Raw genomic sequence first — 17,800 nt, forward strand, 5'->3', positions numbered from 1 at the left:
TCAGGCGTTGGCTGGCGTTGCCTGATAACCCATTCGCCAACTGACGGCGCGCGTCGCGGCCAGCAAGCGCTGTGCTGCCGGGCCATTCTCGTCGGCATGAAACAGCGAAGTCGGACCGACCACTGTCAACACGGCCACGACATTGCCCATTGCGTTCAATACCGGTGCCGACAAGGCATCCACGCCGGGCATCAACAAGCCATGCACATGATGCAGGCCACGCGCGCGAATCTGCTCGCACATCAGCGCATAAGCCTGTTCATCTTCCAGTGCGTGATTGGGATGCTCCTGCAACTCCCGGTCGCGCAGTTCCACGGTTTCGCGCTTTGGCAGGTAGGCGCCAAAGACCAGGCCAGTGGAAGAACTGAGCAAAGGCAACACCGAGCCCAGTTGCGTCACCACCGTGACCGCACGCACGGCGGGTTCGATGCGTACCACGGTCGCGCCCTGATTGCCCCATACCGCCAAAAAGCAGGTTTCGTTCAAGTCATCGCGTAATTCAGCCAGGGGCAGGGCGGCGACATTCAGTACATCCATGCTGTTGAGGGCTGCAAGGCCAACGCGCAAGGCTTCACGGCCCAGGCCGTAATGGTTGGTCGCCGCATTCTGCTCGGCAAAACCGCTGGCGATCAGCGCCTGCAAATAGCGGTGAACCTTGCTCGCGGGCATCTGCACATGTTCGGCCAGACGCGAGAGTGACGTCGAAGGCGACAACTCGGCCAACGCCTTGAGGATATCGGTCCCCACCTCGGCGGAGCGGACTTTCTGTTTACCGTTGCTGTCGCTGCTGGGCTTTTCCATGGTGGTGCTGTGATCCCGGGACGAATGGGCGTCTTTATAGCTTGACGGTCAATACCAATCAAATTACGTTATGCGTAATTGAATTACGATAAAAATAACCCAGACGTGCCATCAGCCCTGCAACAGAGCGATCGGTCACCGTCGACTCCCTGTTCAGGAGGTTCCATGAACCCCGATTCAACCGCCCCGGCGTTGGCTTATCAGTCAGGCTTCGGCAACGAATTCAGCAGCGAAGCGCTACCCGGTGCATTACCGGTCGGTCAGAACTCCCCGCAAAAAGCCCCTTACGGCCTCTATACCGAACTGTTCTCCGGCACCGCTTTCACCATGGCTCGCAGCGAAGCGCGGCGGACCTGGATGTATCGCATCCAGCCATCAGCCAATCACCCGCCCTTCGTCAAACTCGATCGGCAACTGGCCGGCGGCCCATTGGGTGAAGTGACCCCCAATCGCCTGCGCTGGAACCCGCTGGAGATTCCCGCTGAACCGACGGATTTCATCGATGGCCTGGTGAGCATGGCGGCCAATTGCGCGGCTGAAAAACCGGCCGGCATCAGCCTCTACAACTACCTCGCCAATCGTTCCATGGAGCGGGTGTTCTTCAATGCCGACGGCGAAATGCTGTTGGTTCCGCAACAGGGACGACTGCGCATCGCCACCGAACTCGGCGTGCTGGAGGTGGCGCCGCTGGAAATCGCCGTGCTGCCACGGGGCTTGAAATTCCGTGTCGAGCTGCTGGACCCACAGGCCCGCGGCTACATCGCCGAGAACCATGGTGCGCCCCTGCGTCTGCCGGACCTGGGGCCGATTGGCAGCAATGGCCTGGCCAATCCACGGGACTTCCTGACACCGGTCGCGGCTTACGAACACCTCGCGCAACCGACCACCCTCGTGCAGAAATTCCTCGGCCAGTTGTGGGGCTGTGAGCTTAATCATTCGCCTCTCAACGTCGTCGCCTGGCATGGCAACAATGTGCCGTACAAGTACGACCTGCGCCGTTTCAACACCATCGGCACCGTCAGCTTCGATCACCCGGACCCGTCGATCTTCACCGTGCTGACCTCGCCGACCAGCGTCCACGGCCTGGCCAACCTCGATTTCGTGATATTCCCGCCGCGCTGGATGGTCGCCGAGAACACCTTCCGTCCACCGTGGTTCCACCGCAACCTGATGAATGAGTTCATGGGCCTGATCCAGGGCGAGTACGACGCCAAGGCCGAAGGCTTCCTGCCCGGTGGCGCCTCGTTGCACAGCTGCATGAGCGCCCACGGTCCGGATGGCGAAACCTGCACCAAAGCGATCAACGCTGAGCTCAAACCGGCGAAAATCGATAACACCATGGCGTTCATGTTCGAGACCAGCCAGGTGCTGCGCCCGAGCCGCTTCGCCCTTGAATGCCCGCAACTGCAAAACGCTTACGACGCCTGCTGGGCCACGCTGCCAGCCACTTTCGACCCGACCCGGAGATAACCCATGACGCAGACTTCCATCACTCGCAGCTGGGTTACGTCCGCCAACGGCCATGCTGACTTCCCCCTGCAAAACCTGCCGCTGGGCGTGTTCAGCGTGAAGGGCTCGGCGCCACGCAGTGGCGTGGCCATTGGCGAGCATATTTTCGATCTGCAAGCCGCGCTCGATGCCGGCCTGTTCGACGGCGCCGCGAAAGCGGCCGTCGAAGCCACCCGTGGCGGTCAGTTGAATGCGTTCTTCGAATTGGGTAGCGCCGCTCGTGTGGCCTTGCGCGAACGCTTGCTGGAACTGTTGAGCGAAGGCAGCACCCTGCACGGCAAGATCGAAGCCCAGGGCGCAAAACTGCTGCCGCTGGCGGCGGATTGCGAGATGCACCTGCCGGCGAAAATCAACGACTACACCGACTTTTACGTCGGCATCGAGCATGCGCAGAACGTCGGCAAACTGTTCCGTCCCGACAATCCGTTGCTGCCGAACTACAAATACGTGCCGATCGGTTATCACGGCCGCGCCTCGACGATTCGTCCCTCCGGCACCGACGTGCGTCGCCCGAAAGGCCAGACTCTGCCGGCCGGTCAGACCGAGCCAACCTTCGGCCCGTGCGCCCGTCTGGACTACGAACTGGAGCTGGGCATCTGGATTGGCCGGGGCAACGAGATGGGCGACTCGATCGCCATCGGTGACGCTGCCGACCACATCGCCGGTTTCTGCCTGCTCAATGACTGGTCGGCGCGGGACATCCAGGCCTGGGAATACCAGCCGTTGGGGCCGTTCCTGTCGAAGAGTTTTATCACCAGCATTTCGCCGTGGGTCGTGACCGCTGAAGCGCTGGAGCCGTTCCGTCGTGCCCAGCCTGCGCGCCCGGAAGGTGATCCGCAGCCACTGCCGTACCTGTTCGACAAACGCGATCAGGCGGCTGGCGGCTTCGACATCGAACTGGAAGTGTTGCTACTCACTGAAGCCATGCGCGAGCAGAACCTGCCGGCCCATCGCCTGACCCTGAGCAACTCGAAACACATGTACTGGACCGTGGCGCAAATGGTCGCGCATCACAGCGTCAACGGCTGCCAGTTGCAGGCCGGTGACCTGTTCGGTTCGGGCACGTTGTCGGGGCCGGAGAACGGTCAGTTCGGCAGCCTGCTGGAAATCACCGAGGGCGGCAAAAAGCCGATCGAGCTGGCATCGGGCGAGGTGCGCAAGTTCCTTGAAGACGGCGACGAGATCATCCTGCGTGGCCGTTGCAGTCGCGAAGGTTTTGCCTCCATCGGCTTTGGCGAATGTCGCGGCAAAGTGCTGCCGGCGCGCTAAGGGGAACGGGTCATGGAACTCTATACCTACTACCGTTCGACCTCGTCCTACCGGGTGCGCATCGCGTTGGCTCTCAAGGGGCTGGACTATCAGGCGCTGCCGATCAACCTGATCGCGCCGCCCGGTGGCGAGCACCGTCAGCCGCCGTATCTGGCCATCAACCCTCAAGGTCGCGTGCCGGCCTTGCGTACCGATGAAGGCGCGTTGCTGATTCAGTCGCCGGCGATCATCGAGTATCTGGAAGAACGTTATCCACAGGTGCCGCTGCTGTCCAAAGACCTCGCCTCGCGGGCCCATGAACGCGGCGTGGCCGCCGTGATTGGCTGCGACGTTCATCCGTTGCACAACGTCAGCGTGCTCAACCGGCTGCGGCAATCGGGTCACGATGAACCGCAGGTGGTGGAGTGGATCGGGCACTGGATCAGCCAGGGATTGGCAGCGGTGGAGCAGTTGATCGGTGATGAGGGTTACTGCTTTGGCAAGCAGCCGGGACTAGCGGATGTGTACCTGATCCCTCAGTTGTATGCCGCTGAGCGTTTCAACATTTCCCTTGAAGATTTTCCGCGGATTCGTCGAGTGGCGGCACTGGCGGCGGCTCATCCGGCGTTCATCAAGGCGCATCCGGCGAATCAACCGGACACCCCTTGAATCAGAAGCAAGATCAAATGATCGCAACCTTCGGCAGCCCCTGCACAAATCCAGGGAGACGCCGAAAGCTGCGATCTTTTGCTTTTAATGGACAATTGAATTGGGCGGCAAATGCCCCAGGCGTTCGGTGAGGCGAATCCGCTGGATCGGGTCATCGCTGAGCAGCAAGGCATGTTCGAGGTCAAAACGCTCGGCGTTGGGGCAGTCCAGCCGTTGGTAAAGACTGGCCCGGGCCAGGTAATCGGCGGCATTGGCGTTACCCAATTCCAGCACGCGCTCGGCGTCGATCAGGGCACCGATAAAATCGTCGTGGGAAAGGTGCAACTGGCGCAGGTTGCGCGACAGGCGTTGCAGCATCTGCACGGGTTCGGCATTCACCAGGTGTTCGGCATTGAGCTTCAAGTTCGGGCCGTACTGGCGGTGCAGCAGTTCCCGGCAATCGTTGGGGTAGAGGCGGCGACCGCCACAGGGATCGAGCAAGTGATCGGCGCCGGGCACACGCAGAAGAAAATGCCCGGGGAAATTGACCCCGACCAAGGGAATTTCCAGGCCTCTGGCCAGTTCCAGCGCAATCAGCCCCAAGGCCAATGGTTGCCCGCGTCGACGTTCCAGCACTTTGTTGACTAACGCCGCTTGCGGACGCAAGGGGGTGGCATCGTCCTGCGCAAAGCCCAGATCATTCATTCGCCGCAACAACGGCTGCGCCAGTTCGCTCACCGGCAGCATCGGCAAGCCGCCACTGACCCGCTGTTGCAGCTCTCGCACATTTGCCAGCACCGCCTCGGGGTCCACCTCACTGTCATGCTCGGCGCAAATCCACAGCGCCGCCTCGAACAGCGCAGGCGGTGAACGTTGCAGGCAAGCGAAAAACGATTGGCGCGGCGTCATTGAAATCTCCCGGCAATGCCTCGTTTTAGCCCCGTCTCCTGTATTCGTCCAGTGCCTTACACGGGCTGCAACAGGTTATTTCCGAAAGACTGTATGGCCGCGTCGCTTATTCCGGTGCGCTTCTGCAATTTTTGAGCGCAAGCCTATACTGGCGACTACAAGAAGTGATTCGGGAGCCTTACGATGTTCGCTCTCATGCAAAGCACTCGCCTTGAATCGCTGCATCTGAGCGTCGACCCGGTCACCGGGTTGAAGGCGGTCATTGCCATTCATAACAGCCGACTGGGGCCTGCCCTGGGGGGTTGTCGTTACCTTGCCTACCCCAGCGACGAATCCGCGGTCGAGGATGCCATACGCCTTGCTCAAGGCATGAGTTACAAGGCTGCACTGGCCGGCCTGGCCCAGGGCGGTGGGGTGGCGGTGATTATCCGGCCTGCCCATGTTGCCAACCGCGCAGCGCTGTTCGAAGCGTTCGGGCGTTGTATCGATCAGCTCGACGGTCGCTACATCACGGCTATCGACAGCGGTACCTCGGTGGCGGACATGGATTGCATCGCGCAACAGACCCAGCACGTCACCAGCACCACCTCGGCGGGTGACCCGGCGCCGCATGCGGCAATGGGCGTGTTCGCCGGCATTCGCGCCACCGCCATGGCCCGCCTGGGCAGCGATAATCTCGAAGGCTTGCGCGTGGCCATCCAGGGCCTGGGCAATGTCGGCTTTGCCCTCGCGGAACAACTGCATGCCGCCGGTGCCGAGCTGTTGGTCAGCGACATCGATCACGGCAAGGTGCAACTGGCCATGGAGCAGCTTGGCGCACATCCCATTGCCAACGATGCGTTGCTCAGCACACCTTGCGACATCCTCGCGCCGTGCGGCCTGGGCGGGGTGCTCAACAGCCATAGCGTGACGCAGTTACGCTGCTCAGCGGTGGCCGGGTCGGCGAACAACCAGCTGACGCATTTGGACGTGGCTGATCAACTGGAACGGCGAGGCATTCTTTACGCACCGGATTACGTGATCAATGCCGGTGGGTTGATCTATGTTTCGCTCAAACATCGTGGTGAAGAATTGGGGACCATTACCGCGCACTTGTCGAAAATCAGTTCGCGACTGACCGAAGTGTTTGCTCATGCCCAGGCGGAGAAGCGCTCGCCGGCGCGGGTAGCCGATGAGTTGGCGGAGAAAGTGTTGTATCGATAACAAGGTCCTGCCAATGAAAAAGGCCCTGACTCCATCGGACTCAGGGCCTATTCAATTCTGACATTGCTTACTTGGCGGCTTTCGCGGCCTTGGCTGGCTTGGCCGGGGCGATCGGCTCAGCGCTCACCTCTTCGGCAGGTGCCGCTACTTGAGCCGGTTCTGGCGCTTCGACAGGTGCGCTGAGCAATTCGGACAGGGCGTCCGGCTGGCTCTTGAACGCCTTGGCGAACACATCGCGATTCTTCGCCATGTAGATCCCGGCTTCTTCCACTTGCTGCTCGCTCAGGGACGGAACGGCTTTTTGCAACACTTCAGCCAGCAACTCGGCCAGTTCGAGCATTTTGTCATGACGGTCAGCTTCGGCTTTATCCATGAACAAGCGCTCCAGATCTCGGCTGCTGCGGTATACCACTTCGACGGCCATTCACCACCTCACATGCCTTCACATTGGTTGTCGGTTTCGACTACTGTATCTATATACAGCGAAAAGGATAAGCGAATCCCTTTGCTTTGGGTAGTGGCTTTTCAATGTAGTCCGGATTCAGGGTTTGTCAGGTCAGCCCGCACGAGGTGCGACCAAACGCCACGGCGCGTTATCGAGGGCCGCTCGCCATCATGGAGTGGCCTTTTTTCTGCATGCAGATAAACGTCACGTCCAACCCGCATTATCCGGTCGAGTCGACCTAAGGAAGCATCATCGTGAAAATCAACTGGGCCGAAAAGCTGCGGCAGAACGTGCATGAACTGGCTGAGTCCCTGGGCAACCTGTTCGTCGAGACCTTTCACTACCTGGCGCTGTTCGCCATCGGTGCCGTGACTGCGTGGGCGGCGGTGATGGAGTTTCTCGGGATGCTCGAAAAGGGCCACATCAAGATCGACGACATCTTGCTGCTGTTCATCTACCTGGAACTGGGGGCGATGGTCGGGATTTATTTCAAGACCAACCACATGCCCGTGCGCTTCCTGATTTACGTGGCGATCACTGCACTGACGCGGCTGCTCATTTCCAACGTGTCGCACCACAATCCACCGGACCTGGGGATCATCTACCTGTGCGGCGGGATTCTGCTGCTGGCGTTTGCGATTCTGGTGGTGCGGTACGCGTCGTCGCAGTTTCCATCGGTGAAGATAGAAAACCCGCACCGTAAAACCGGCGCGGGCTCCAGTGAACATCCGGAAGTGGAGAAGGGCGAGCTTTAGAGCCCCATGGAGGGACGCGGGCGCCCTTTGGCTTGTGGTGGCGGCAGGCTGCGCGTGCCGCCATCGGTCATGGATTCAAGGATGGCCACGGCGCTGTGGCCTTGTTCGATGGCGATGCCGAACTGAATGCTTTGTACCAGTCGTATGAGGCGTTCGGGGTCATTGCGCTGCTCGGCACTGATCATGCGCTTGGCAACGACCCGACCGCTGTTGGAGAGTGTCAGCATGATGCTGCCGTCCAGACCCTGAATGCTCAGGTTGATCTGATAATCCGCTGCAAAGGCATCGGTAATGAGCTGAAAAGGGTTGTCCATGATGCGTCACCGCCTGATTGAACGTGCAGTTGTTGACCGGCCATGATCGGGTTGGTTCGCAATGCCGGACCACCGGCATTTCAAGGCCATATCGCCATCATTGTTCCAACAGGGATGTAGCAAGGGGCATGCCGTAAAGATTGTCGGACAATCAGCCGCGTGAAATTACCCCTGTAGGAGCCGGCTTGCTGGCGATGACGATTAATAAACCGCCATCGCCAGCAAGCCGGCTCCTACAGATTTTGCCCGAACGAGGGCAATTCGCCTGGGCGTGCCTCCAAACCGGTCAGCATTCCACCCAGTTCACCGCCAGGCCGCCGCGTGATGTCTCTTTGTATTTGTCGTGCATGTCAGCGCCGGTGTCGCGCATGGTGCGGATCACCCGGTCCAGGGAGATGAAGTGCTTGCCATCACCGCGCAGGGCCATTTGCGTGGCATTGATCGCCTTCACGGCGGCAATCGCATTGCGCTCGATGCACGGCACTTGCACCAGCCCGCCCACCGGGTCGCAGGTCAGGCCGAGGTTGTGTTCGAGGCCGATTTCCGCGGCGTTTTCCAGTTGTTCCGGCGTGGCGCCCAACACCTCCGCCAGCCCGGCAGCCGCCATGGCGCAGGCCGAGCCGACTTCGCCCTGGCAACCGACTTCGGCACCGGAGATCGAGGCGTTTTTCTTGCACAGAATGCCGACCGCCGCCGCCCCTAGAAAGAAGGCGACAACGTCGTCGTCCGACGCGTCCGGGTTGAATTTCATGTAGTAGTGCAAGACCGCCGGAATGATGCCCGCCGCGCCGTTGGTCGGTGCAGTGACCATGCGTCCGCCGGCGGCGTTTTCTTCGTTCACGGCGAGGGCAAACAGGTTCACCCATTCCATGGCCGAGAGGGTCGAGGTGATGACATTCGGCTTGCCGATTTCCATCAGGCTACGGTGAAGTTTCGCCGCACGACGAGGCACATTCAGACCGCCCGGAAGGATGCCTTCGTGGCTCAGGCCCTGCTCGACGCATTCGCGCATCACCGACCAGATGTGCAGCAGGCCCTGACGGATCTCGGCGTCACTGCGCCAGGCCCGTTCGTTGGCCATCATCAATTCTGAAATCCGCAGACCGTGTTGGTTGCAAAGCTGGAGCAATTCCACAGCGCTGGAAAAATCGTACGGCAACACCACGTCGCTAGTGGGTGCAACGCCGGATTCGGCTTCAGCCGCTTCGATGATGAAGCCACCGCCAACGGAGTAATACGTGTGCTCGAGCAGCTCGCCGGTTTCACCGAAGGCTGTCAGGGACATGGCGTTGGGGTGGTAGGGCAGGCTTTCGTCGAGCAGCACCAGGTCGCGTGCCCAGTCGAAGGCGATGGTCACTTGGCCTGCCAGGCACAGTTCGCCGGTTTCGCGCAGGGTGTGGATGCGGCTGTCGATGGTGGTGGGGTCGATGCTGTCCGGCCATTCGCCCATCAGGCCCATGACGCAGGCGCGGTCGGTGGCGTGACCAACGCCGGTGGCTGACAGGGAGCCGTAGAGGCGGATCTCCACCCGTCGCACATCCCTCAGTAAAGCCTGATCGATCAGCGCTTGGGCAAAAGTCGCCGCCGCGCGCATCGGACCAACGGTATGGGAGCTGGACGGACCGATGCCGACTTTGAAGAGATCGAAAACACTGATAGCCATGCTAAAGCCTATTCCTGAAATGGAAGATGAATCGCTGCCATTTTTGTAGGACAAGCGCACTTTCAGCGATACTGCCTGCCACGGTCCTACGTGACCAACGAAACTTCCTAAGACAGCCTTTAGCAGGACTAAACGATGAGCCGTCAATTGCACGCCCAGACTTACGTGTGGCTGCAGGTGTTTTCCTGTGCCGCTCGGCACTTGTCGTTCACCCGGTGCGCAGAAGAACTGCACATCACGCCGGGCGCGGTCAGCCAGCAGATCCGCCAACTGGAAGAGCGCCTGGGTTTTCGCCTGTTTCATCGGCGTGCACGGGGTGTGGAGTTGAGTGCCGAAGGGCAGCGACTGGCCATCACGGTCAACGAGGCCTACGGCAGCATTGATGCGGAATTGCGTCGCCTGGACGCCGGCATGATCAGCGGCACCTTGCGGGTGCGTTCGATTCCGTCGTTCCTGAGCAAGTGGCTGACCCCGCGTTTGCCGCGTTTGCAACAGCGGTTCCCGGACATCCAGTTGCGCCTGGTGGCCGAGGACAGCAGCGTGCCGTTGCATGAGGGCGATTTCGACCTGGCCATCGACCTGAACGACGGCAGCTATCCGGGGCTGTTATCCACAGCCTTGCTCGATGAACAGATTTTTCCGGTGTGCGCGCCGAGCCTGTTGCGTGGCCGCCCGCCGTTGCATGGCCCGGCGGACCTGATGCACTTTGCGTTACTGCACGACATCACCGCCTGGCGTGGCAGCTACGAATACGCGGAATGGGAGTTCTATCTCAACGCCATCGGCTTCGAAGGCGCGGATGTGCGGCGCGGCCACACGTTCAATCGCAACCACCTGACCATCGAAGCCGCTATCGCCGGGATGGGGGTCGCCATTGCCCGGCGCACGCTGCTCAACGACGAGTTGGAACGCGGGGCGTTAATCGTGCCGTTTGGTCTGACGGTGCCCAATCACAAACGCTACATGGTGCTCTATGCGCCGGGTGCGCTGAGCCATCCGGGTGTGCGTGCGGTGCATGACTGGCTGGTGGAAGAGGCGGGGATTTTTCGCGGCTTGCATCCGCTGGGGGAGCGGCAAATGTGAGCAATTATTACGCGAGGGCAGGGCGACTCGACTCCCGACATTAACAGCGCTTTTGCCGGTTGTCCGGCTTTATTTGCGATTAAAAATTTATCTTTTTTTAGGGGTTGAATTGTTCATCGTACAGACCGATTGTGTAAGTAAGAGGTCACGGTGATGACGCCCAAGGGCTTAGCTGACCGGCCTCTCGCGAGCTAGCTGAAATAAGGGATGAACTATGCAAATCCAAGTCAACAGCGATAACCATATTCAAGGCAGTAAACGACTGGAGGAGTGGGTACGTACTACCATTGAGAGCACGCTCGAACGCTACGAAGAGGACCTGACACGCGTCGAGGTTCACCTGCGGGACGAGAACGGCGACAAGCCTGGTCCCCACGATTTGCGCTGCCAACTGGAGGCGCGGCCAAAAGGCCATCAACCGATTTCTGTCACCCATAAAGCTGCCAGCCTGGAACTGGCGATCGATGGAGCCGCTGAAAAACTCGAACACGCGCTGGAACATCTGTTCGGCAAATTGCGAGGCAAACCACGCGCTGCCGTGGTGCCGTTCGAGCGCAGGGCTCACGCCGATGTGCTATTGGAAGAAGAGTTTCTTGAAAACGAACAGGCTGCGCAAAACGGCTGAAGCCTGATTCACTTTTTACCTTGTCACTGATACGGGCCTGCATTGCAGGCCCGTTTTATTTGTGGGCCAGGACTCACCGATCAAGTGGCCATTGCTTTACTTCTTTTGCGTATAAGAATCTTTATCATTAGTATTGCGCCTTGCTGGCTCCGTGACATTCACGCCGCCTCACCTGTTTCCAAGGTCGCAACATGAAAGCCAACAGCAAGACACTCCCCGTTTCCTATCGACTGGCGGTTACTTCGCGAGTGCTTGCCGCTGTGTTCGGCGGTTATGGGGTCACGGCACTGGCCAGTGTCTGCCTGACGCTGTGGGTGCCCATGGCACGCGCCGAGGCGGTCGTGACCGGGATGATCAGTTCGTTCCTGGTCTATCTGCTGGCGGTGATCTGGTGCTTTGCCTGTCGAACCGCGTGGCGGGCCTGGTCCGGATTGATCCTGTCGAGTCTACTGCTGGCGGCGTTGGCAGGACTGGCTTACTGGATGGCGCGGTCATGAAAGAGGGTTTTCGTCAGGCCATGGCCTGGTTGCACACCTGGGCCGGTTTGATTTTCGGCTGGTTGCTGTTTGCGATTTTCCTCACGGGCACACTGGCCTATTTCAAGGACGAGACCAGCCACTGGATGCAGCCGGAAATTCCCGCGCGCCCGGTGTCCTCCGAATCGAGTCTGTCCCTGGCGCAGGCGTATCTACAGCAACAGGCTCCCGGCGCTTCTCGCTGGATCATCGAATTGCCCAACGCCCGCGAGCCCGCACTGTCGGTGCGTTGGCAGCAGACGCCGGCCAAACCCGGTGAACGCGGCCAACTCACGGCAAAATTGCTCGATCCGCAAACCGGCCGTGAAGTGCAGGCCCGGGACACCCAGGGCGGCGAGTTTTTCTATCGCTTCCACTTCCAGCTGCAAATGCCTTATCCGTGGGGGCGCTGGCTGTCGACCATCGCGGCCATGGTGATGTTCGTCGGGTTGATCAGCGGGATCATCACCCACAAGAAAATCTTCAAGGACTTTTTCACCTTCCGCCCGCGCAAGGGCCAGCGCTCCTGGCTCGACGGACATAACGCGGTGGGTGTGCTGGTATTGCCGTTTCACCTGATGATCACCTATAGCAGCCTGGTGATTTTCATGAGCATGGTGATGCCGGCGAGCATCCTGGCCGCCTACAACGGCGATACCAGAGCTTTTTTCAGTGACGTCTTTCCGGCAACCAATACCTTGAATGCCACGGGTCAACCTGCACCGTTGCCGCCGTTGGCGCCGATGCTGGAAAAGGCCCGGGAGCAATGGTCGGGTGGACAGGTCGGGCGTTTGACGGTGAATAATCCGGGTGATGCGAACGCCACTGTGGTGTTGGCTCGCAGTGGTGCAGACCGCGTGGTTCACGACTTCGGCAGCGCGGTGACGTTCAGCGGCGTGACCGGACAACTGCTCGCCGCGACCCCGGCGCAACCGCTGCCAATGGCCATCGCCGGCACTTTCTACGGTTTGCACATGGGCTATTTCGCCGGCCCGCTGTTGCGCTGGCTGTACTTTGTCTGCGGGCTGGCAAGCACGGCGATGATCGGCACCGGTTTGGTGATCTGGCTCGGCAAACGCCAACTCAAACATGCCAAGAGCGGCGTAATGCCCTTCGAACTGCGGCTGGTGGAAGTGCTGAATATTGCCAGCATGTCGGGCTTGGTCGTGGCGGTGGCGGCGTTCTTCTGGGCCAACCGTTTGTTGCCGATCGGCATGGCCGAGCGGGCCGGTTGGGAGGTCAACAGTTTCTTCATCGTCTGGGGGCTGAGTCTGCTGCATGCCATGGTCCGCCGGGGTCGCGTGGCGTGGGTCGAGCAGTTGGCACTGGCCGCGCTGTTGTTCAGCGCCGTGCCAATGCTCAATGCACTGACCACGCCGTATCCCTTGGGCGCCTCCTTGAAAGCAGGTGATTGGGCCATGGCCGGGTTCGATCTGGCTTGCCTGGTCAGCGGGTTGTTTCTCGCCTGGGCCGCCTGGAAAATGCAGCGCGCCGGGAAGACCGAACGCGTGCGCCGACGTGCCCAGTCGATCACCCTTGAGCAAGAGGCGAACTGAATGTTGCTGGCCTGCTTGCTGTGTTACGGCGGTTTTACCGCGCTTTGTTTGTCCATGGAGCGTCACCACGCCGAGTTGCTGGGGCGCATGCCAACGCTGGTCATGCGTCGTCGATTGAAGCTTGCGGGAGGGTTATTGCTGGCCGTATCGCTGTGGGCGGCGGTGTCGACGACCGACTGGGCGCTGGGGTTGGTGGATTGGTTTGCGGTGTTGATGCTCAGTGCCTTGCTGCTGGTGTTGCTGATGCCTTATCGCCCGCGCCTGGCCCTGGCGCTGGCCGGAGCGGGCCTGCTGGCCAGCCCGATTGTCATGTTCGTGCCGTCGTGAATTGATGATCAGCCACCCTCCCGAGTCCGGTGAAATCGAGCGCGATGGACAGCCCGGCGACCGCGCACATTTTCTTCAGGTGTTCCTGTCGCAACGTTCGCAAATGGAGGCGTTGGTCAGCCGTCGCGTCGGTTGCCAGGCAACTGCGGCCGATTTGGTGCAGGACCTGTTCCTGCGTTTCTGGCGCCGGCCGCTGGTGCAGGTCGAGGAGCTGAGCACCTATCTGCTTCGATGCGCCGGCAACATTGCCATCGACCATTTGCGCAGTGAAGGCACTCGGGTGCGTGCCAGCGAAGGCTTGATGGCGCAGCCGTCGGACAGTGTGGGTGGCGAACCGCAAGCCGCGCTGGAGGCGGGCAATGATTTGCGCCATGTCGAAGCGGCGTTGCGTGCGTTGCCCGAGCGTACGCGACAGATTTTTTTGCTCAATCGCATTCATGGCCGCAAATACGCCGAGATCGCCAAGGCCATGGGCTTGTCCCAAAGTGCGGTGGAAAAACATATGATGCGCGCGCTCGAAGCTTGCAAGGCAAGCTTGAGGGAGCCCGAACCGCGCACGCCAGGGAAAGCACTGTGAAGACCATCGAACGCATCCTGCCCACGCCTGCCCAGGAACAGCAAGCGCTGGCCTGGCTGAGCGTGTTGCACGACCAGCCGAGCAGTGGCGACCAGGCCGCTTTCAGCCAGTGGCTGAAGGCTGACCCTGCGCACGGCGAAGCCTATGCCCGTGCGCAAGTGCTGTGGGAACTGAGTGAATTGCCGGCGCGCACCTTGGCCGACGAAGACGCCTTTGCCCTGCAGGGATATCTCAATGCCATGAACCGTTCGCGGCGCAGCAGTGTTCGGCGTTGGTCCGGTGCGCTGGCGATGGCGGCTTGCCTGTTGCTGATGATCAGCCTCGGCAGTGGGTGGCAGCCGTCGCGCTGGGTCGATGATCTGGGGGCCGATTATGTCTCGGCACCGGGAGAAATCCGTACCGTCACCCTGGCCGATCAATCGCAAGTCACCCTGGATGCCGACAGCGCCATCGCCGTGGATTTCAGTGGCGGTGAACGGCATGTGCAGGTGCGGCGCGGTGCCGGTTTCTTCCGTGTAACCCACACTGGCGAACCGTTTGTGGTCGATGCCGAAAAGGGCCAGGCGCGGGTGTTGGGCACGCAGTTTGAAGTACGCCTGCAACCCCATGGCGCGCAGGTCACCGTGTTGTCCGGGCGGGTAGGTGTGACGGCGGACAAGAACGCCGAGCAGCAAATTCTCACGGCGGGCCAGCAAGTGGCGTACGGCAATGGCTCGGCGGAAAAACGCCATGCAGTGGACAGCGAAGCGCAGTTGGCCTGGCGTCAGGGTTGGCTCAATTACTACAAGGCGACGCTGGCCGATGTGGTGGAGGATTTACGCCGCTATCACCCGGGGCGGATCGTGCTGCTTGACGATGAACTGGCCAAGCGCCGGGTCAGTGGCAGCTTTCCGAGCAAGGACCCGCAAGCGGTGCTGAATTCTTTGCAGGGCGTTTTGGGGTTTGAGCAGCATCAGGTGTTGGGGCGCCTGATTATTTTGCGTTGACTCGACGTCAAAAAATATTTTCAACTTTCTGCTGAGGTAAAACCGAACGCCATCCGTGTAGTGACTGAAACTGCGAGTCATTCGCATCCGTTGCGGTTCTACACAGGTCATGAGTCATGAAGTCCAGGGCAAAATCGGGTTCGGTCAAACAATGGTTGGGTGTTACGGCGCTGGGTTTCTCGGCGTTGGCGTTGCTGCCGCTGAGCGTGGCGGTGGCCGCGCAGGCCGGTGCGCAGCAACAGACGCAGTTCAGCTTTTCGCTGACCGCCAAACCGCTGCCCCAGGCCCTGAGCGATTTCAGCCGGGTGACGGGCATCAGCGTCGTCTATACCGATGAAGCGCCTTACAGCCTCAATGCCCCGGCAGTCAGTGGCCAGATGAGCGCCGAACAGGCCCTGCAGCAATTGCTCAGCGGATCGGGCTTCACCTTCCGGCGCACCGACGGCCATACCATGGCCCTGGAACCGCTGCCTGCCGAAGGCGCGCTGAACCTGGGCGCCACCACCATCACTTCGGTGATGGACCCGTCCACCAGCTACCAGCCGCCCCCTGTCAGTTCGGTGATGCGAACTTCGGCGCCGCTTCAGGAAATTCCGCAGACCGTCAACGTGGTCGCAGCCCAGGTCATTCGCGATCAGGCACCGCGCAATCTGGATGATGCGCTGGCCAATGTCAGCGGCATCACCCAGGGCAACACGCTGGGCAGTACCCAGGATTCGGTGATGACCCGCGGCTTCGGCGACAACCGCAACGGTTCGATCATGCGCGACGGCATGCCGATCGTGCAGGGCCGTGGCATGAACGCCACCGTGGATCGGGTCGAAGTGCTCAAGGGCCCGGCCTCGCTGCTATACGGCATTCAGGACCCGGGTGGCGTGGTCAATATGGTCAGCAAGAAGCCGGAGCTTGAGCAATACAACGCATTGACCGTGCGTGGCTCGACCTATGGCGAAGGCAAGAATGGCAGCGGCGGCACGTTCGACAGCACTGGAGCGTTGGGTGATACCGGGCTGGCGTATCGCATGGTGCTGGACCACGAAGACGAAGATTACTGGCGCAACTACGGCGTGCATCGCGAGACTTTGGTCGCGCCATCGCTGGCCTGGTTCGGTGAAAACACCCAGTTGTTGTTCGCCTACGAACACCGCGAGTTCCTCACCCCGTTCGACCGTGGCACGGTGATCGACCCGCGTGATAACCACCCGTTGGACATCCCCCGGGATCGCCGTCTCGACGAACCGTTCAACGACATGGAAGGGCGCTCGGACCTCTATCACTTCGAGGCCGACCACGAGCTCAACGACAACTGGAAAGCCCACTTCGGCTACAGCTGGAACCGCGAAACCTACGATGCCAGCCAGGTGCGCGTTACCGCTATCGACACCCGAAAAGGCACGCTGACCCGCAGCATGGACGGCACGCAGAATGCGCTCAGTACCGACCGCTTCACCACGGCAAGCCTGGAAGGCAACGTTGATGTCGCGGGCATGCGCCATGACCTGGTGTTCGGCATCGATGACGAGTACCGCAAAATCTACCGTGCCGACCTGATCCGGCAGAAAAGCCTGACCACTTTCAGCTACCTCAACCCGGTGTACGGTCGTGAAGTCGAAGGCACCACGGTCAGCCCGGCCGACAGCGCCCAGACCGATATCCTGCGCAGCGATTCGGTGTTTTTACAGGATTCGATTCACCTCACCGATCAATGGATTCTGGTGGCTGGCGGGCGTTTCCAGGAGTACGACCAGTACGCTGGCAAAGGTGTGCCGTTCAAGGCCAATACCGACAGCAACGGGCAGAAATGGGTGCCGCGCGCTGGCCTCGTTTATCGCTACACCGATGAGCTGTCGTTCTACGGCAGCTATACCGAGTCGTTCAAACCCAACTCGACCATCGCCCCGCTGAGCGGCAGCAGCACTGTGCTCGATGGCAGCATCGCGCCGGAAGAAGCGAAATCCTGGGAAGTCGGTGCCCGGCTCGACATGCCGGGGCGCGTCACCGGCAACATCGCACTGTTCGACATCAAGAAACGCAACGTGCTGGTGGCCAACGCCGAAGGCCCGGTGACGCTCTACAGCGCCGCGGGTGAGGTACGTTCCCGTGGTCTGGAAGTGGATTTGAGCGGTCAGTTGAGTGACCGCTGGAGCATGATCGGCAGCTACGCCTACACCGACGCCGAAGTGACCGAAGACCCGGACTACAAAGGCAAGAAACTGCAAAACGTGGCCAGGAACAGTGGCTCGCTGTCAGCGGTCTACGATTTCGGGCGGGTCATTGGCGGCGATCAGCTGCGGGTCGGCGCGGGCGCGCGTTACGTCGGGGAACGGGCAGGCAACGCCGTGAATGATTTCGAACTGCCGAGCTACACCGTCGCCGATGCGTTCGCCACCTACGACACCCGGCTTGATGGGCAGAAGGTCAAGTTTCAGCTCAACGTGAAGAACCTGTTTGACCGCACGTACTACACCTCGTCGGCGAGCCGGTTCTTTGTGTCGATGGGGGATTCGCGGCAGGTGACGTTGTCGAGCACGTTGGAGTTCTGATCGGCCACCGTGTCATCGTTCATCGCTGGCAGGCCAGCGCCCACAGTTGATCTCCTTCTCATGAAAGGACGCGGTCCCTGTGGGAGCGAGCCT

Annotated in this window: 17 protein-coding genes and 1 pseudogene; 13 read left to right on the plus strand and 5 right to left on the minus strand. The window is 60.6% G+C overall.

The features are described from left to right. On the minus strand, positions 1 to 801 hold the full coding sequence (locus M5G20_RS15730) for an IclR family transcriptional regulator (protein ID WP_273919827.1): 801 nt from the start codon (positions 799 to 801) through the stop codon (positions 1 to 3). 165 nt (positions 802 to 966) lie between these two features. On the opposite strand from M5G20_RS15730, the gene hmgA reads away from it, so the two are divergent. From hmgA to maiA, 3 genes are read left to right on the plus strand one after another with little or no spacing between them, the layout of a single operon-like run. Continuing rightward, a complete protein-coding gene (gene hmgA / locus M5G20_RS15735; protein ID WP_273919828.1) occupies positions 967 to 2,271 on the plus strand; it encodes a homogentisate 1,2-dioxygenase in 1,305 nt (434 codons plus the stop codon). A 3-nt stretch (positions 2,272 to 2,274) separates the two neighbouring features. After that, positions 2,275 to 3,579 carry a fumarylacetoacetase gene (gene fahA / locus M5G20_RS15740; RefSeq protein ID WP_150731868.1) on the plus strand — a complete coding sequence of 435 codons (1,305 nt, stop codon included), beginning with the start codon at positions 2,275 to 2,277 and terminating at the stop codon, positions 3,577 to 3,579. Between the two features lie 12 nt (positions 3,580 to 3,591). After that, a complete protein-coding gene (maiA, locus tag M5G20_RS15745; RefSeq protein ID WP_273919829.1) occupies positions 3,592 to 4,227 on the plus strand; it encodes a maleylacetoacetate isomerase in 636 nt (211 codons plus the stop codon). A gap of 84 nt (positions 4,228 to 4,311) precedes the next feature. On the opposite strand, the gene M5G20_RS15750 is transcribed toward maiA, so the two are convergent. Next, complete coding sequence (locus M5G20_RS15750; protein ID WP_273919830.1) at positions 4,312 to 5,115, minus strand: SirB1 family protein; 804 nt, start codon at positions 5,113 to 5,115, stop codon at positions 4,312 to 4,314. Between the two features lie 183 nt (positions 5,116 to 5,298). Here M5G20_RS15750 and M5G20_RS15755 point away from each other — a divergent pair, with 183 nt between their 5' ends. Next, on the plus strand, positions 5,299 to 6,318 hold the full coding sequence (locus M5G20_RS15755; RefSeq protein ID WP_150731871.1) for a Glu/Leu/Phe/Val dehydrogenase family protein: 1,020 nt from the start codon (positions 5,299 to 5,301) through the stop codon (positions 6,316 to 6,318). Between the two features lie 184 nt (positions 6,319 to 6,502). Here M5G20_RS15755 and M5G20_RS15760 read toward each other — a convergent pair. Continuing rightward, positions 6,503 to 6,742 (minus strand): annotated as a pseudogene (locus M5G20_RS15760) (YebG family protein); the annotation flags it as partial. Positions 6,743 to 7,017: 275 nt separating this feature from the next. Between M5G20_RS15760 and M5G20_RS15765 the strand changes: the two are divergent. Further along, the gene (locus M5G20_RS15765) at positions 7,018 to 7,518 is read left to right on the plus strand and encodes a phosphate-starvation-inducible protein PsiE (protein WP_075947567.1); all 501 of its coding nucleotides are present in this window, start codon (positions 7,018 to 7,020) and stop codon (positions 7,516 to 7,518) included. On the opposite strand, the gene M5G20_RS15770 is transcribed toward M5G20_RS15765, so the two are convergent. Further along, the gene (locus M5G20_RS15770) at positions 7,515 to 7,832 is read right to left on the minus strand and encodes a DUF3509 domain-containing protein (protein WP_273919831.1); all 318 of its coding nucleotides are present in this window, start codon (positions 7,830 to 7,832) and stop codon (positions 7,515 to 7,517) included. The two genes, M5G20_RS15765 and M5G20_RS15770, sit on opposite strands and share 4 nt — an antisense overlap. Before the next feature lie 286 nt (positions 7,833 to 8,118). Then, complete coding sequence (locus M5G20_RS15775) at positions 8,119 to 9,495, minus strand: L-serine ammonia-lyase (RefSeq protein WP_273919832.1); 1,377 nt, start codon at positions 9,493 to 9,495, stop codon at positions 8,119 to 8,121. Between the two features lie 135 nt (positions 9,496 to 9,630). Between M5G20_RS15775 and M5G20_RS15780 the strand changes: the two genes are divergently transcribed. The 8 genes from M5G20_RS15780 (at position 9,631) to M5G20_RS15815 (ending at position 17,707) form a co-directional block, all read left to right on the plus strand. Beyond that, entirely contained in the window at positions 9,631 to 10,578 is a 948-nt protein-coding gene (locus tag M5G20_RS15780; protein ID WP_075947564.1) for a LysR substrate-binding domain-containing protein, read from the plus strand. Positions 10,579 to 10,792: 214 nt separating this feature from the next. Further along, complete coding sequence (locus tag M5G20_RS15785) at positions 10,793 to 11,203, plus strand: HPF/RaiA family ribosome-associated protein (protein WP_056855085.1); 411 nt, start codon at positions 10,793 to 10,795, stop codon at positions 11,201 to 11,203. A 191-nt stretch (positions 11,204 to 11,394) separates the two neighbouring features. Continuing rightward, a complete protein-coding gene (locus tag M5G20_RS15790; protein WP_273919833.1) occupies positions 11,395 to 11,700 on the plus strand; it encodes a DUF3649 domain-containing protein in 306 nt (101 codons plus the stop codon). Continuing rightward, positions 11,697 to 13,274 carry a PepSY-associated TM helix domain-containing protein gene (locus M5G20_RS15795; RefSeq protein WP_273919834.1) on the plus strand — a complete coding sequence of 526 codons (1,578 nt, stop codon included), beginning with the start codon at positions 11,697 to 11,699 and terminating at the stop codon, positions 13,272 to 13,274. The genes M5G20_RS15790 and M5G20_RS15795 overlap by 4 nt, the downstream gene beginning before the upstream one ends. Further along, on the plus strand, positions 13,275 to 13,601 hold the full coding sequence (locus M5G20_RS15800; RefSeq protein WP_273919835.1) for a DUF3325 domain-containing protein: 327 nt from the start codon (positions 13,275 to 13,277) through the stop codon (positions 13,599 to 13,601). A 4-nt stretch (positions 13,602 to 13,605) separates the two neighbouring features. After that, on the plus strand, positions 13,606 to 14,178 hold the full coding sequence (locus tag M5G20_RS15805) for an RNA polymerase sigma factor (RefSeq protein WP_273919836.1): 573 nt from the start codon (positions 13,606 to 13,608) through the stop codon (positions 14,176 to 14,178). Further along, the gene (locus M5G20_RS15810; protein WP_273919837.1) at positions 14,175 to 15,164 is read left to right on the plus strand and encodes a FecR family protein; all 990 of its coding nucleotides are present in this window, start codon (positions 14,175 to 14,177) and stop codon (positions 15,162 to 15,164) included. Before M5G20_RS15805 ends, M5G20_RS15810 begins: the two co-directional genes overlap by 4 nt. A 116-nt stretch (positions 15,165 to 15,280) precedes the next feature. After that, positions 15,281 to 17,707, plus strand: coding sequence for a TonB-dependent siderophore receptor (locus tag M5G20_RS15815; protein ID WP_273919838.1), 2,427 nt, complete (start codon positions 15,281 to 15,283; stop codon positions 17,705 to 17,707). Positions 17,708 to 17,800 lie beyond the last annotated feature (93 nt).

Origin of the sequence: Pseudomonas sp. TNT2022 ID1044, assembly GCF_028656895.1 — a bacterium.
In the GTDB taxonomy this organism is placed as follows: domain Bacteria; phylum Pseudomonadota; class Gammaproteobacteria; order Pseudomonadales; family Pseudomonadaceae; genus Aquipseudomonas; species Aquipseudomonas reinekei.